Genomic DNA, 14640 nt, shown 5'->3' with positions numbered 1-14640 from the left:
CCGCTGAGGTCGGGCTAGCTGGAGTACGCGCTGTTCTCGTGCACGTAGTCGTGGGTGAGGTCGTTGGTCCAGATGGTGGCCTCGGCGTCGCCGGCCTGCAGGTCGATCTCCACCAGGACCTCGCGAGGCTCCAGGTTTACCAGGCCCCGGTCGTCGCCGATGCTGCCGTTGCGGCAGATCTGGATACCGTTCATGGCGACGTTGAGCTGGTCCGCCTCGAACACTGCGTTGGTGGTACCGACGGCGGAGAGCACGCGGCCCCAGTTGGGGTCCTTGCCGAAGATGGCGGCCTTGAAGAGGTTGGAGCGGGCCACGGCGCGGCTGACGGTTTCGGCATCGGCCTCGGTGGCTGCGTTGAAGGTCCGGATGGCGATGTCGTGGCTGGCGCCTTCGGCGTCGGCTATAAGTTTGCGTGCCAGTTCGGCGCACACCTGGGTAAGGCCCGCGGTGAAGGTTTCGGCTGACGGCACGGCGCCGGAGGCCGCGGAGGCCATCAGGACCACGGTGTCGTTGGTGGACATGCAGCCGTCCGAGTCCGCCCGGTCGAACGTGACGCGGGTGGCGTCGCGCAGGACGACGTCGAGCAGTTCCGGTTCGACTGCCGCATCCGTTGTGAGCACCACCAGCATGGTGGCCAGGCCGGGAGCCAGCATGCCGGCGCCCTTGGCGATGCCGCCGATGGTGAACTCCTGCCCGTCAGCATCGGAGCCAATGAACAACGCAGACTTGGGCACGGAATCCGTGGTCATGATCGCGTTGCCGGCTGCCGGGCCGCCCTCGGTGCTGAGTGCTGCTGCCGCGGCCTCCACTCCCGGGAGGATCTTGTCCATGGGCAGCTGCTCGCCGATCAGGCCGGTGGAGCAGACAAGGACGTCCGTGGCGGAGATGCCCAGGACCTCGGCCACCTTCTCCGCTGTGCTGTGCGTGTTCTGGAAACCGGTGGGTCCCGTGCAGGCGTTGGCGCCGCCGGAGTTCAGGACGACGGCGTCCACCCTGCCGTCGGAAACCACCTGGCGGGACCAGTGGACGGGAGCGGCGGCGACGCGGTTGCTGGTGAAGACTGCCGCGGCGGTCCTGGACGGCCCGTCATTGACCACGAGTGCGAGGTCCGGTTTGCCCGAGGCCTTCAATCCGGCGGTGACGCCGGCGGCCCGGAAGCCCTGGGGTGCGGTGACGGTCACGGGGCTACTCCCTGCAGGTTGAGGCCGGCGGTTTCCTGCAGGCCGAGTGCGATGTTCATGGACTGGACGGCGCCGCCGGCCGTGCCCTTGGTCAGGTTGTCGATGACGCAGGTGACGATTACGCGGCCGGTGTGGGCGTCGAAGGCCAGCTGCATTGCGGCGTGGTTGGAGCCCAGGACGGACTTGGTGGTGGGCCACTGGCCTTCCGGCAGCAGGTGCACGAACGGTTCGTCGTCGTACGCGCCCTCCCAGGCCTGCCGCAGCTGATCCGCCGTGGTGCCGGCCTTGACCCGTGCGGTGGCGGTGGTGAGGATGCCGCGGCTCATCGGGGCGAGCGTGGGGGTGAAGGAGACCGTCACCTGTTCGCCTGCCGCATTGGACAGGCCCTGCTCGATCTCGGGAGTGTGGCGGTGGCCGCCGCCGACGCCGTATGGGCTCATGGTGCCCATGACTTCGGAACCGATCAGGTTCACCTTTGCTGCCTTGCCGGCGCCGGAGGTGCCCGAGGCGGAAACGATGACGACGTCGTCGGCCTCCAGCAGGTTGGCTGCGAAGCCGGGAGCCAGGGCGAGCAGGGACGACGTCGGGTAGCAGCCGGGTACGGCGATGCGGGTGGCACCCTTCAGCGCCTCGCGCTGGCCCGGAAGCTCGGGAAGCCCGTAGGGCCAGGTCCCGGCGTGGGCGGAGCCGTAAAACTTCTCCCACGCTGCCGGATCCTGCAGCCGGTGGTCGGCGCCGGCGTCGATCACCACTGTCCCCTCGGGGAGCTTGGCGGCAATGTCGGCCGAAGCTCCGTGCGGCAGTGCCAGGAAGACGACGTCATGGCCAGAGAGGTTCTCCACTGTTGTGTCTTCCAGGATGCGGCTGGCGAGCCCGTGCAGGTGGGGCTGCAGTTCGCCGAGCCGGGACCCGGCATTGCTGTGCGCCGTGATGGCGCCGATGGTGACGTCCGGGTGCCCGGCCAGGAGGCGGAGCACCTCGCCCCCGGCGTATCCGCTGGCACCGGAGACTGCAACAGAAATAGTCATGACTCCGACTATACAGCAATACTTATGCAGGACAGCTGATATTTATGCATTGTTTATCGTGCATTGACATTGGGCCGCTGGAGGAATCCCTAGGATGGTTCCAGCAGCCGGAGCCGGACACGCCGGATCCGCGGAAGGGAAGCAATGACGCACGCAATCGTCGCACGGCAGGCAGGCGGACCGGAAGTCCTTGCCTATGAGGAAGTGGAACGCCCGGTGCCGGGGCCCGGGCAGCTGCTGGTTAAGGTGACGGCGGCGGGAGTCAACTTCATCGATACCTATAAGCGCGGCGGCACCTACAAGGTTCCTTTTCCCTTTACCCCCGGGTCCGAAGCCGCCGGCACGGTGGAGGCTGTGGGCGAGGGCGTTACCGGCTTCACTCCCGGTGACCGTGTGGCCACGGCCGAAGGCTTCAACTGCTACGCGGACTACGCCCTGGTTGCCGAGCAGGCCGCCCTGCCCGTTCCGGCCAACCTCGATGACTTCACGGCGGCAGCACTCCCACTGCAGGGTATGACGGCACATTTCCTCATGAACTCCACCTTCAGGGTGGAACCGGGGCACAAGGTCCTGCTGCATGCGGGAGCCGGCGGCGTGGGCCTGCTCCTGATCCAGCTGCTCAAGGCAAGGGGCGCCGAAGTCATCACCACCGTTTCCACTGGGGAAAAGGAAGAACTGGCGTTCGACGCCGGGGCGGACCACGTGCTGCAGTACGAGGGGTTTGCCGGACGGGTCAGGGAGATTACCGGCGGCACCGGTGCAGATGTGGTGTACGACGGAGTGGGGAAGGACACCTTCGACGGTTCACTGGAAGCATTAGGCATGCGGGGAATGCTGGTCCTGTTCGGTGCTGCGTCCGGCCCCGTTCCGCCTGTGGACCCCCAGCGCCTCAACTCCGGCGGGTCCCTGTTCCTCACCAGGCCCACCATCGCCCACCATCTGCGGGACGCAGCGGAACGGCGCTGGCGTTCCAGGGAAGTCTTTGCTGCAGCGGCGGACGGCAGCCTGAAGGTTCGAATCGGGGCCCGCTATCCCTTGGCACAGGCGGCACAGTCCCACCGCGACCTCGAGGGGCGGCGTACCACCGGCAAGGTACTCCTGGTTCCCTAGCCCCCAGGGGTGGCTCACGGCACAGGCAAGGTGAACGGCAGGTTAACCGGAAATCTGCAGATCGGGGTACTGGAGCCGCCGGGTACACCTTCTGTTCACCTGGCACAGGCAAAATGCCCGGGTGACTGAGCAGCAGGTCCCCCATGGTGATGCCCTTTCCACCGCCATCCGCCCCTACGCACCCCAGATGCCGGGATCGCTCGCCGCTCCCCCGGTCCGGACGCTGATCGACATCCTGCAGGACACCGCTCGCCGCTACCCCGAGGCCTCCGCCCTGGATGACGGCCACCGCTCCCTCAGTTACGCGCAGTTGATGGATGAAGTCCGCGCTGCCGCCCGGGGGCTGCACGCCCGCCCTGGTCTGGTGGCTGCGCGCCCTGGGAGCCCGGATCGGGTCAGGCACGTGGAGCGAGAGTTATTGGCTCCCTGAAGCAAACCTGGTGACCCTTGGCCGGAACTCCACCGTGGACCGCGACCGCCTGGTCCAGACCCACCTCTTCCACGACCGGGTGATGAGCATGGACGCTGTTACGCTCGAGGACGGGGCCACCATGGGTCCGCACGGGGTCATCCTTCCGCAGGCGGCCATCGGGCCGGGTGGAACAGTTGGTCCTGCATCGCTCGTGATGCGGCGAAACAATCCCCGCGGGCACCTACTGGATGGGCAATCCGGTGAGTCCCTGGAGCGGTCCCCCAGAGCTTTGAACGAACAAACTAAAGGTATCCATGACTTTTCCAGCACGAACCGGCCAGGGCTTTCCGGCAGACGGCCCGGCCGCCGACCCCTACCTGCCGGGGTCGGGCAGCAACGCCTACCGGGTGGAGCGCTATGAACTGGAGCTGGACTACAAAGTCAGCAGCAACCGCCTCAGCGGCAGGGCGGTGCTGCACGGCGTGGCCCAGGCACCGGCGTCGGCCGTTGTCCTGGACCTGATGGGCAACCTGCGCGCCACCAAGGTGCAGCTGGACGGACGCAAGGCCGGCCGGTTCAGCCAGCGGGCCGAGCAGTTGGTGATCACCGCGCAGGCTCCACTGCAGCCCGGCCAGCACTTCACCCTCGACGTGCGGTACGAGGGCAGCCCCGCACCTCGCCGCGGCCTGTGGGGCGAGGTGGGCTGGGAAGAACTGACCGACGGCGTCCTCGTGGCCGGACAGCCCAACGGCGCGCCGTCCTGGTTCCCGTGCAACGACCATCCCCGGGACAAGGCCAGCTACCGGTTCACCGTCACCACGGACGCGAATTACCGCGCCGTCTGCAACGGTGTCCTCCAGTCCCGCACCACCCGTTCCAGCCGGGAGACCTGGATTTACGAGCAGGCGGAGCCCATGGCCAGCTATCTCGCCACCGTCCAGATTGGCCGGTACGGTCTGCTTGAGCTGGATCCGGGACGGCATGCCCCCGCGGTGCCGCAGTCCGCAGCCGTTCCGCCCGCCCTGGCCGACCGTGCCCGGGCCGGGCTGGCCCTGCAACCCGCCATGATGCGGACCTTCGCCAGCTGTTTCGGCCCCTACCCCTTCCCGGAGTACACGGTGGTCGTGGCGGAGGATGAGCTCGAGATTCCCCTCGAAGCCCAGGGCATGTCCATCCTTGGGCCGAACCACCTGGACCAGGGCTGGGAGTCGCAGCGGCTCATTGCGCATGAGCTGGCGCACCAGTGGTTCGGCAATTCCCTGACAGCCGCGGCGTGGCAGGACATCTGGCTGCACGAGGGCTTTGCCTGCTATGCCGAGTGGATCTGGTCGGAGGAAGCGGGTGTCCTGTCCGTCGCCGCCCGCGCCGAGGCTGCCTGGCGGCGGTTGAAGACTGACCTGCAGGACATCCTGGTGGGCGACCCGGGACCCGAGCACATGTTCGACGACCGCGTCTACAAGCGCGGCGCGCTGGCGGTGCACGCTGTACGCATGGCCTGCGGGGACCTCGCATTCTTTGCCCTGCTCCAGGAATGGACAGCACGGCACCGGCACGGGTCCGTAACCACGCACGACTTCATCCTGGCCGTCAACCGGGCCACCGCGGTGGACGCGGAGTCGCTGCTCCACCCGTGGCTTTACGAGGAAGCCCTGCCGCCCCTTCCGGTGGGCTGAGGTACCGCCCAGGACAACGCGACGGCGGCCGCAAGGCGGGCGGGCAGGCCCGTTTCGGCGGGCAACAGGTCTCGTACATCGTTCCGTTGCAGCACGTCCAGCGATGAGGGTGCGGTCCGCAATCCGTCCCCGGTCATTTTCAGTACCGCTTCCTTGCGTGCCCACAGGCGGGCACGCCCGGCCAGCAACGCGCCGCCTGACAGGTGCCCGACAACCTGCTGCTCAGCGTGCGTGAGCGCCAGTGCGGGGAAGCCGTCAAAGCCGGTCCGGGCAGGGTCCTCCACATCCACTCCCAGGCGGCAACTGTCCGGCGGCCCGGCCACGGCCGCGAGCAAAGTCCACCCCGCCGCACGGGACAGGCTGAGGACCAGAGGCGCGGGGCCGCCGTCGAGCAGGTAGCCCGGCCTGCCGTGGGTGATGCCGGGCCCGGTGCCGCAGCGGGGGCAGCTGTAGGCTGCTACCAGGCGGCTGCCGCGCACGCCGAGCAGCTCCGCGGCGAACCGCCGCTGGGCCAGGCGCCCGGCAAGGAACCGGCTGCGGGACGCGGGCTCCATGGCTTGGGCCCGTGCCAGCTCCGGGCCGTCGAGCAGGGCCTGGGCGTCGCGCTGGACCCGCTCAGCCGCGCCGGACAGCGAAAAGGGCGGGACGGCATGCACCACAAGCTCTGGAGTCATGCCGCCCGTCCTTTGAACCTCGTCAGCCGGATCGGCTGCTACCGCTGGACCGCCCCGAAGCGCTCGGCAGCCAGGGCCACGGCGCTTTCCCTGGCTGCGGAAGCCTCGTCCGCCGTCAGTGTCCGGTCAGCGGCCCGGAAACGCAGCCCGAAGGCCAGCGACTTCTTGCCCTCCTCGATGCCCTTGCCGGCGTAGACGTCAAACAGCGCAACGTCTTCCAGCAGGTCCCCGGCGCCTTCGCGGAGCACGGCCAGGACGGCGTCCGCCGGAACGTCAGCGGGGACAACCAGCGCCACGTCCTGGGTGGCCACCGGGAATGCCGAGATGTGGCGTGCCACGATCACGTCCGGCGCGGCCTCGAACAGGGCGTCGGCGTTGAGCTCCAGGGCAACGGAGCGGGCCGGCATGTCCGCGGCCGCCAGCAGCTTGGGGTGCAGCTCGCCGGCGTAGCCCACCGCTTCACCTGTCCGCAGCGACAGCTTGGCCGCGCGTCCGGGGTGGAACGCCTGGTGGCTGCCCTGCGAGACGACCAGCTCAACGCCCAGGACGTCGCCGGCCAGGCGTGCGATGTCCAGGGCATCCGCCCAGTCCCAGGCCCGGGGGGCGTGGGCTGCGGCAGCCGGCGAGTCATGGCCGGTGAGGACCGCGGCGAGGTGGAAGGGCTGGGCCGGGACGCCGTCGTACAGCGCATCCAGCACCTCATCGGCAGGCTTGACGCCCAGCGGCGGGATGGAGGCCGTGCCCACCGTTTCGCCGGGCAGGAACACCAGCCCGGACTCGAAGAGCGCCAGGTCGCGGAAGCCGCGGGAATGGTTGCGCTTGGCCACCTCGATCAGTCCCGGCAGGATGGAGGTGCGCAGGAAGCCCTGCTCCTCGCTGATCGGGTTGGCCAACTTCACGGCGCTGCGTTCAGCTCCTGCTTCAGCCACGCCGAAGGTGTCGTTCGCGGCCTTGGACACGAAGGGGTAGGACAGCACTTCCGTGAGGCCGGCGTCCGCCAGGGCCTGGATCAGGCGGCGGCGCTGCTGCTGCACGCGCGTCAGCCCCCGGCCGGGAGGCGCCACGGGCAGGGTGGCGGGGATCTTGTCGTAGCCCACCAGCCGGGCAATTTCCTCGGACAGGTCTTCCTTGGTCTCCAGGTCGTGCCGCCAGCTCGGGGCAGTGACGGTCCAGCCGCCGTCGTTCTTCACCACAACCGCGCCCAGGTCCTCCAGGGACGTGACGATCTGTTCTTCGGTGAAGTCGATGCCGATGCGCCGGGCGGCGAAGCCGGCGGGCAGCTCGATGGTCACCGTCTCCGGGGCGGTGCCCACATCGGTGCCGGTTTCGTCGGCGGTGCCGCCGGCCAGTTCCACCAAAAGGTCCACCACGCGCTGCGCCGCGATGCCGGCCACCTGCCAGTCGACGCCGCGCTCGAACCGCTTGGACGCTTCGGAAGGCAGCTTGTGCCGGCGACGCGAGCGGGCGATCGAGACCTCGTCGAAGTGCGCGGCCTCCACCAGGATGTTCGACGTCGAATCGCTCACCTCCGTGGCTGCCCCGCCCATGACGCCCGCGATGCCGATCGCGCCGGAGTCGTCGGTGATGAGCAGGTCCTCGGCGTCAAGGGTGCGTTCCTTGTCGTCCAGCGTTGTGATTTTCTCACCGGCGGCGGCACGGCGCACCACGATGTCGCCGGACAGCTTGTCCAGGTCGTAGCAGTGCGTCGGCTGGCCCAGCTCGAGCATGACGTAGTTGGAGATGTCCACGGGCAGCGAGATGGAGCGGATGCCGGCCAGGCGGAGCCGGGACACCATCCACGGCGGGGTGGGCCGGGTGGCGTCCACGCCGCGGACGGTGCGCGCCACGAAACGGTCGCAGCCGGGATTGCCGTAGATGGGGGCGTCGTCGTTGAGCTTGACGCCGTAGCCGCCGGCCAGTTCAGCGGGTGCCTGCACCTTGCTTGCCGGGTCCGTGAACGTGGTCCCGGTGGCATGGGCGTATTCGCGCGCAACGCCGCGGATGGAGAAGGCGTAGCCGCGGTCGGGGGTGACATTGATTTCCGCTGCCTGGTCGTAGAGGCCAAGGAGCTCCATGGCGTCGGTGCCCACCTCGGGGTCCAGGCCGATGCGGGACAGCACCAGGATGCCGTCGTGGTCCTCGCCGATGCCCAGCTCCCGCACCGAGGCGATCATGCCTGCGGAGAGGTGGCCGTAGGTCTTGCGGGCGGAGATGCGGAAGTCGCCGGGCAGCACGGCGCCGGGAAGGGTGACCACCACCTTGTCGCCCTCCACGAAGTTGTGCGCACCGCAGATGATGCCCTGCACGCCCGACGGGTCGATCCCCTTGCCGGTGAGAATCTGCTCCTTGCCCTCCGGAACCACCCGGACCTGGCACCAGTTGATGGTCTTGCCGTTGGTCTGCGGTTCCTTCACCAGGCTCAGGACCTGGCCCACCACAATGGGGCCCTGCAGGGAGTCCGTGGGACGGTGCACGTCCTCTTCCTCGAAGCCGACCTTGACCAGGTCCGCCATAACGTCTTCGGCCGTCGCTCCGGCCGGTACTTCTGCGAATTCACGCAGCCAGGAAAGTGGGATACGCACTGTTAGATCTCCATCCCGAAGTGCTCGCTGAAACGTACATCGCCCTCGATCATGTCGCGCATGTCGCCCACCTCGTTGCGGAACATGAGGGTGCGCTCGATGCCCATGCCGAAGGCAAAACCTGAATAGACGTCCGGATCGATGCCGGCCGCGCGGAGGACGTTGGGGTTGACCATGCCGCAGCCACCCCACTCGATCCACTGCGGGCCGCCCTTGGCACCCGGGTGGAAGATGTCCAGTTCCGCTGACGGTTCAGTGAACGGGAAGTAGTTGGGGCGCAGCCGGATCTGGGCTTCGTCGCCGAACATCTGCCGGGCGAAGTGCTCCAGGGTGCCGCGCAGGTCCGCCATGCTGAGGTTCCTGTCGATGGCCAGGCCCTCGAACTGGTGGAACACCGGCGTGTGGGTGGCGTCCAGCTCGTCCGTCCGGAAAACCTTGCCGGGGCAGAGCACGTAGATGGGCACGTCGCGCTCCAGCATGGACCGGACCTGCACCGGGGAGGTGTGCGTGCGCATCAGCAGGTGGGCCTCAGGGGGCTCCACGAAGAATGTGTCCTGCATCTCCCGGGCCGGGTGGTCCGGCTTGAAGTTCAGGGCGTCGAAGTTGAACCACTCGGATTCAACTTCCGGGCCCTCGGCGATTTCCCAGCCCATGCCGACGAAGATGTCCGCGACGCGGTCCTGGAGGGTGGACAGCGGGTGCCGGGCACCGGCACGACGGCGGCGCGGAGCGGCCGTGACGTCCACCGTCTCCTCAAGGAGGATCCGCGCGTCGTTCTCCGCTTCCAGCTCAGCCGTGCGCTCGGCAAGCGCCTTGTTCACCCGGCCGCGGGATGCTCCCATGAGCTTTCCGGCGAGCGCCTTCTGCTCCTTGGGGAGGCGGCCGATCTCGCGGTTGGCGAGGCTGAGCGGGGACTTCTCCCCCGTGTGCGCGAGCCTCACCGCCTTCAGCTCGTCAAGGGTGGCCGCACCGGCAATGGCGGTGATGGCCTGGTCTACGGCGGCGGTGATGGCGGCTTCATCCGTTGGGTTCGGAGCGGCGCCCGGCAAAGTTTCAGTCATCTACTGTTCTTAGCTACGAGTCGTGGCTGCCGGCGAGCGGAGCAGCCCTGCACGGTCTCCCGGCGGCGCGTCCGTCACTGGCAGGTCATGGATGAATGCCCTCACGGAAAGTGCACTCAATGACCAGGTCAGGGCTCGCCGGCAGAACCGGCGGCCACTGCCCTCCAGTCTAGTTGAACCCTCCGGCTACGATGGCCTCATGACTTTGCGGCAGCGTCCGGGTTCCGTTGCGCTGCTGCCTCCTGCCCCGCATAGCTTTCCCGCCAGTCCGGTTTCTCCCGGGCAGCGGCTGCGGCAGGCAGCAAACCTGCTTAACGGCAGCACACTGCTGGGCCTGGTGGTGGCTGTGGCCGCCCGGAGCCGGATCAGTCCGGGCCCCCGCGGGCTGCTGCTCGCCGGCGGCTACCGGTGGCGGCTGCCCTTCGCCCGGGCCTTCACCCTGGGAAACGTGGTGCTGTGCCGCGGTCCGGCCCGGGACCTTCTGTCCCGGCCGGCGCTCCTGGGCCATGAGGAGAAGCACTGCAGCCAGTACGCCTGGTGCCTGGGACTCCCGTTCATCCCGCTGTACCTGGCCGCTGCCGGCTGGTCTGTCCTGCGCACCGGCAATCCGGGAACCGCGAACATCTTCGAGCGGCGGGCCGGCCTTGCCGAGGGAGGCTACCCGTTCCCGGCACCCGCCGGTGCAAGGAAAGGCAGGGCGGTACCATGAGGGCCGAATTGGCGGGTGCTGCGCAATTTTCTCCCGGCACGGTGACGGTGACGGGAACGGGCAGGGCAGGCGCGGTCCCCGACCTTCTCCAGGTTTCCATCGGCGTCGAATGCCGTGCTGCCGGAGTGGAAGCCGCCTACTCAGCCGCGGGCGCAGCCCTGGCCGCCGTTACTGCTTCGCTTCACTCGAAAGGAATCGTAGCGGCGGACATCAGGACAACGGGTTTGAATGTCCGCGCGGACCTGGTGTGGCGTGAGGGCGAAGGGCAGCAAGTGGCGGGATACATCGCCGCGAGCATGCTCGAGGTGAGGCTCCGGAATGTTGAATCCGCTTCCGGCGCCATTTCCGATGCCGTCCGGGCCGGGGGCAACCACGTGCGCCTCAACAGCATGCAGCTGGCCCTCGCTGACGATTCGTCACTGAGGGAGCGGGCGCGGGCCGCCGCCTGGCAGGACGCGCTGCGGGCAGGCCAGCAGTTCGCAGGCCTCGCATCAGCAACATTGGGCCGGGTGGTGTCGGTGACGGAGCACCCGTCCGGCATGGCACCGGTGCCAGTGGCAGGCCTCCAACGTGCCAGCGCCGTTGAGAGCATTGCGGTTGAGCCCGGGGAAACGCGGGTGGAAACAACAGTGACAGTCGTGTGGGAACTGGTCGGAGGCCGTGCCGCGGAATAGCCGGCCACCTTGACTTCGATTCGAAGATGTTTTCGAATAGTGGCTATGAGATGGGACGCGCAAGCATTGGTTCCTGCCCCCACCACCGAGGCTGCAGGACCTGTTCCGTCGCTCCTTCCGCTCGCCGGGCTGGTGCGTTCGGTAACCACTCCGGACTTCGCCGGCATCACTTTCCATGAGGTCACCGCAAAATCGGTGCTCAACCGGGTGCCGGCGGGGTCGCGCATGCCGTTTGAGTGGACCGTGAACCCCTACCGCGGCTGCAGCCACGCCTGCGTCTACTGCTTTGCCCGGAAAACCCATACATACCTGGATTTCGACGCCGGCATGGACTTTGACAGCCAGGTGGTGGTCAAAGTGAACGCCGCAGAGGTCCTGCGCAAGGAGCTCACCCGGCCGTCATGGATGCGTGAGCAGGTTGCCCTTGGCACCAATACTGACCCGTACCAGCGTGCCGAAGGACGCTACCGGCTGATGCCGGGCATTATCTCGGCACTGGCGGACTCCGGGACTCCCCTGTCCATCCTGACCAAGGGCACGTTGCTGGCGCGGGATATCCCGCTCCTCACGAGCGCCGCCACCCAGGTACCTGTGGGACTGGGCATCTCCCTTGCCATGACCAACGAGGCCCTGTCCGAGGCCATCGAACCGGGCACCCCGGGCCCCCGGGCACGGCTGAAGCTGGTGACCCGGCTCCGGGAAGCCGGCCTCCCCTGCGGGGTGATGGCCATGCCGATCCTTCCCTGGCTGTCCGACAGCGACGAAGCGCTGGACGCGCTCTTCGCGTCCCTGGCCGCGGCAGGGGCCACGGGCGTCACCGCCGGAGCCCTCTACCTGAAGCCGGGGACCCGGGAATGGTTCATGAAGTGGCTCGCGGGAAACCACCCTGAACTGGTGGGCAAGTACCGCCGGCTGTACGAATCAGGCTCCTACGCCTCCAAGGAATACCGCAGCTGGCTGGCCGGAAAGGTCCGCTACTTCAAGGCCCGGCACGGTTTCGCCAACACCGCCGGGTTCAGCCACCGGGACCTGGACGATCCCCGCGGTGAGGAAGCCGAGTATCCTGCCGGCATCATCCCCGCCGCCCCTCCGGCCGGCCGGGCGTCGGGGGCACCTGCCGCGGGCAGCCAGGCGGGCCAGCCCACCCTGTTCTAGGCCGTCCCGGTTCTCCGGGACATTACGCTAGGCGGAGCTGCGTCCGGCCGGCACAGACACTGCGCCAAGCAGCGCCCGGACAATCGGGAAGTCAGCCGGAATCCAGGGCAGGCCCAGGACCTCGTCCGCAGCCGCAAGCGGCACCCAGCGCAGTTCGTCATGGTCCTGCAGCGGACGTGGTTCCCCGCCCGCCAGCTCCGCGAACCAGACCCTCATCGCCGCCCGTTCGTTGAGCGGCCAGCCTTGTGGACTATCGGCCGGAAGTTCCGCACCGAGCCGCACTGTGATGCCGAGTTCCTCCACCAGTTCCCGCACGAGCGCTGCCTGCGGGTCCTCGCCGGGTTCCACTTTGCCGCCCGGGAACTCCCACAGGCCAACCAGCTTTTCGGGGGCGCTGCGCCGCGCCACCAGGAGCTTGGCCGGGTCGGCCAGGCTGTCCACTACGGCTCCGCCCACTACCTGTATCAGTCCGCTCACCGCCTCATTCTATTGGGGGACAATGGAAAGGGCGGGACCGCGGTCCCGGCACCGGGAATACGCTTCCTTGGTCCGGGGTTTCCGCAAAGGGGTTCCGGCCCTCCGCCCCACCGCTGTGGCACCAGTCATACAAAACTCTCCTCGAAAAGCAGGCTTATGAGCAGCGCCCTCCGCATGTCCACGGCATCCCCCACCACGCCCGTCAACCTCACTATGGCCATCATTGCCCTTGCTATGGGCGGGGTGGGCATCGGGGTTACCGAATTCACCATGATGGGGCTGCTGCAGGAAGTGGAACAGGGCCTGGGCATCAGCACGCCCGACGCCGGCCACCTCATCTCCGCCTACGCCCTCGGTGTGGTGGTGGGTGCCCCCGTCCTCGCCGCCGTGGGTGCCCGGCTGCCACGCAAGCACCTGGCACTGGGCCTGATGCTGTTCTTCACCCTGGCCAATTTGTCCTCGTTCATCGCCCCGGACTACGGCACCATGCTGGCCTCACGCTTTGCCGCCGGCCTTCCGCACGGGGCGTTCTTCGGCGTGGCTGCCGTCATCGCAGCCTCCCTGGTACCGCCCACCAGGCGCGGCTGGGCCATTTCGATGGTCATGGCGGGGCTCAGCATCTCCAATGTCATTGGGGTGCCATTCGCCACCTGGCTGGGCCAGACGTACGGCTGGCGGCTGCTCTTTGTCCTGGTGGGCGGCATCGGCCTGGCGACCCTCGTTCTGGTCTGGAAGTTCGTCCCCTTCGAGCACGCCCACCCCGAAGCGAGCATCAGGCGGGAACTGGGCGCCCTGAAGCGGCTCCAGGTATGGCTGGCCATCCTCATCGGCGTAGTGGGCTTTGGCGGCTTTTTCGCCACGTACACGTACATCGCCCACACCATGACCATGGTGGCCGGGATCCCGTCTTCGCTGATCCCCGTGGTGGTGGCCCTGTACGGACTGGGCATGGTGGCCGGCAACGTGGTGGGCGGCAGGATCGCGGACAAGTCCGTGATGGGCACCCTGTACAGGGTTCTGCCCGCCATCGCGGTGGCGCTGGTTGTCTATGCGGTGGCAGTGCACTGGCCGTGGTCCGCGTTCGTGATGGTGTTCGTGGTGGGCGCTGCTGGATCGATGCTGATCCCGGCACTGCAGACCCGCCTGCTGGACGCTTCGCCGGACGCACCCTCCTTGGCATCGTCGCTCAACCACGCCGCGCTGAACGTGGCCAACGCCCTGGGCGCCTTCCTGGGCGGGCTGGTGATCGCCCTCGGATGGGGCTATGTTGCCCCCGCGCTGGTTGGTGCCGTCCTGGCCGTCCTGGGGTTCGGCGTCGCCGTCGTCAGCGGGGTCATGGAACGTCGGCGGCCGTTGGCCACATGAGCTCCTGAAACCCCCGGACACCTGGGAACAGGCGGCGCAGCGGATCAAGCGTCCCTGCTGCATCGACCGCTAATCCAGGCCGGCTCAGGCGGCGAACCCAGGTCCCCTGAGCCTGCTGACATCACGAGACCGTTATGTTAGCTTGAGCCTCATCGGGACTATTAAGCCCCGGTAACCAAAAGGAGGAGACATGGGTTTTCTTGCTTGGATCATTTTGGGCCTGATTGTCGGTGCCATCGTTAAGGCTGTGATGCCCGGACGGGTGGGCGGCGGTTGGGTCACCAGCCTGGTTCTGGGTGTAGTGGGCGCCATCGTTGGCGGCTGGATCGGCAGCCTGTTGTTCAACAGGGGCGATCTTGCCTTCTTCGACCTCGGGACCTGGATCCTCGCTATTGTCGGCGGCCTGGTGGTAGCCGGCATCTACGGAGCCATCACCGGACGCGGAAAGACCACCCGCGCACCATGATGGTTCCTGTCACCTAACAGTTCGATAACCCAAAGGGCCCCGGAGAACCGGGGCCTTTATTTGTGCCTCGGGC

At 67.8% G+C, this 14640-nt stretch carries 14 protein-coding genes and 1 pseudogene; 9 read left to right on the top strand and 6 right to left on the bottom strand.

Annotation, left to right across the window (positions count from 1 at the left end; genetic code table 11):
- Window positions 1-14 precede the first annotated feature (14 nt).
- Window positions 15-1181 (bottom strand): bifunctional glutamate N-acetyltransferase/amino-acid acetyltransferase ArgJ, encoded by a 1167-nt coding sequence (gene argJ / locus FDW83_RS06240; RefSeq protein WP_138136724.1) that lies wholly within the window; start codon window positions 1179-1181, stop codon window positions 15-17.
- Entirely contained in the window at window positions 1178-2209 is a 1032-nt protein-coding gene (gene argC, locus FDW83_RS06235) for an N-acetyl-gamma-glutamyl-phosphate reductase (protein WP_138136723.1), read from the bottom strand. The genes argJ and argC overlap by 4 nt, the downstream gene beginning before the upstream one ends.
- A gap of 144 nt (window positions 2210-2353) precedes the next feature.
- On the opposite strand from argC, the gene FDW83_RS06230 reads away from it, so the two are divergent.
- From FDW83_RS06230 to FDW83_RS06220, 4 genes and pseudogenes are all read left to right on the top strand, one after another.
- The gene (locus FDW83_RS06230) at window positions 2354-3319 is read left to right on the top strand and encodes a quinone oxidoreductase (protein WP_138136722.1); all 966 of its coding nucleotides are present in this window, start codon (window positions 2354-2356) and stop codon (window positions 3317-3319) included.
- Between the two features lie 121 nt (window positions 3320-3440).
- Entirely contained in the window at window positions 3441-3749 is a 309-nt protein-coding gene (locus tag FDW83_RS19085; protein ID WP_171027464.1) for a hypothetical protein, read from the top strand.
- Window positions 3667-4024: pseudogene (locus FDW83_RS19385) on the top strand (hypothetical protein); the annotation flags it as partial. The gene FDW83_RS19085 and the pseudogene FDW83_RS19385, both read left to right, overlap by 83 nt.
- A gap of 21 nt (window positions 4025-4045) precedes the next feature.
- Window positions 4046-5404, top strand: coding sequence for a M1 family metallopeptidase (locus FDW83_RS06220; protein ID WP_138136721.1), 1359 nt, complete (start codon window positions 4046-4048; stop codon window positions 5402-5404).
- Here the strand turns inward: FDW83_RS06220 and FDW83_RS06215 are convergent.
- The 3 genes from FDW83_RS06215 to pheS are packed head-to-tail and all read right to left on the bottom strand — an operon-like array spanning window position 5368 to window position 9721.
- Window positions 5368-6078, bottom strand: coding sequence for a 4'-phosphopantetheinyl transferase superfamily protein (locus tag FDW83_RS06215; protein WP_138136720.1), 711 nt, complete (start codon window positions 6076-6078; stop codon window positions 5368-5370). The genes FDW83_RS06220 and FDW83_RS06215 overlap by 37 nt on opposite strands.
- A 38-nt stretch (window positions 6079-6116) precedes the next feature.
- The gene (pheT, locus tag FDW83_RS06210; protein WP_138136719.1) at window positions 6117-8660 is read right to left on the bottom strand and encodes a phenylalanine--tRNA ligase subunit beta; all 2544 of its coding nucleotides are present in this window, start codon (window positions 8658-8660) and stop codon (window positions 6117-6119) included.
- 2 nt (window positions 8661-8662) lie between these two features.
- Window positions 8663-9721: a phenylalanine--tRNA ligase subunit alpha gene (gene pheS, locus FDW83_RS06205; RefSeq protein WP_138136718.1), complete on the bottom strand. Its 1059-nt coding sequence runs from the start codon at window positions 9719-9721 to the stop codon at window positions 8663-8665.
- 199 nt (window positions 9722-9920) lie between these two features.
- Here pheS and FDW83_RS06200 point away from each other — a divergent pair, with 199 nt between their 5' ends.
- Genes FDW83_RS06200 through FDW83_RS06190 form a run of 3 tightly spaced genes read left to right on the top strand, consistent with a single transcriptional unit; the run spans window position 9921 to window position 12259 of the window.
- Window positions 9921-10430 carry a hypothetical protein gene (locus FDW83_RS06200; RefSeq protein ID WP_240720867.1) on the top strand — a complete coding sequence of 170 codons (510 nt, stop codon included), beginning with the start codon at window positions 9921-9923 and terminating at the stop codon, window positions 10428-10430.
- A complete protein-coding gene (locus tag FDW83_RS06195; RefSeq protein ID WP_138136717.1) occupies window positions 10427-11104 on the top strand; it encodes an SIMPL domain-containing protein in 678 nt (225 codons plus the stop codon). Before FDW83_RS06200 ends, FDW83_RS06195 begins: the two co-directional genes overlap by 4 nt.
- A 45-nt stretch (window positions 11105-11149) precedes the next feature.
- Entirely contained in the window at window positions 11150-12259 is a 1110-nt protein-coding gene (locus FDW83_RS06190; RefSeq protein WP_138136716.1) for an Rv2578c family radical SAM protein, read from the top strand.
- Window positions 12260-12286: 27 nt separating this feature from the next.
- Here the strand turns inward: FDW83_RS06190 and FDW83_RS06185 are convergent, their stop codons facing one another.
- A complete protein-coding gene (locus FDW83_RS06185; RefSeq protein WP_138136715.1) occupies window positions 12287-12736 on the bottom strand; it encodes a (deoxy)nucleoside triphosphate pyrophosphohydrolase in 450 nt (149 codons plus the stop codon).
- Between the two features lie 156 nt (window positions 12737-12892).
- On the opposite strand from FDW83_RS06185, the gene FDW83_RS06180 reads away from it, so the two are divergent.
- Window positions 12893-14101: an MFS transporter gene (locus tag FDW83_RS06180; RefSeq protein WP_138136714.1), complete on the top strand. Its 1209-nt coding sequence runs from the start codon at window positions 12893-12895 to the stop codon at window positions 14099-14101.
- A 190-nt stretch (window positions 14102-14291) separates the two neighbouring features.
- Window positions 14292-14567, top strand: a complete 276-nt coding sequence (locus FDW83_RS06175; RefSeq protein WP_138136713.1) for a GlsB/YeaQ/YmgE family stress response membrane protein — start codon at window positions 14292-14294, stop codon at window positions 14565-14567.
- Window positions 14568-14640 lie beyond the last annotated feature (73 nt).

Origin of the sequence: Pseudarthrobacter sp. NamE2, assembly GCF_005796205.1 — a bacterium.
Lineage (GTDB): Bacteria > Actinomycetota > Actinomycetes > Actinomycetales > Micrococcaceae > Arthrobacter.
This window is presented reverse-complemented; position numbering and strand designations above follow the sequence as displayed.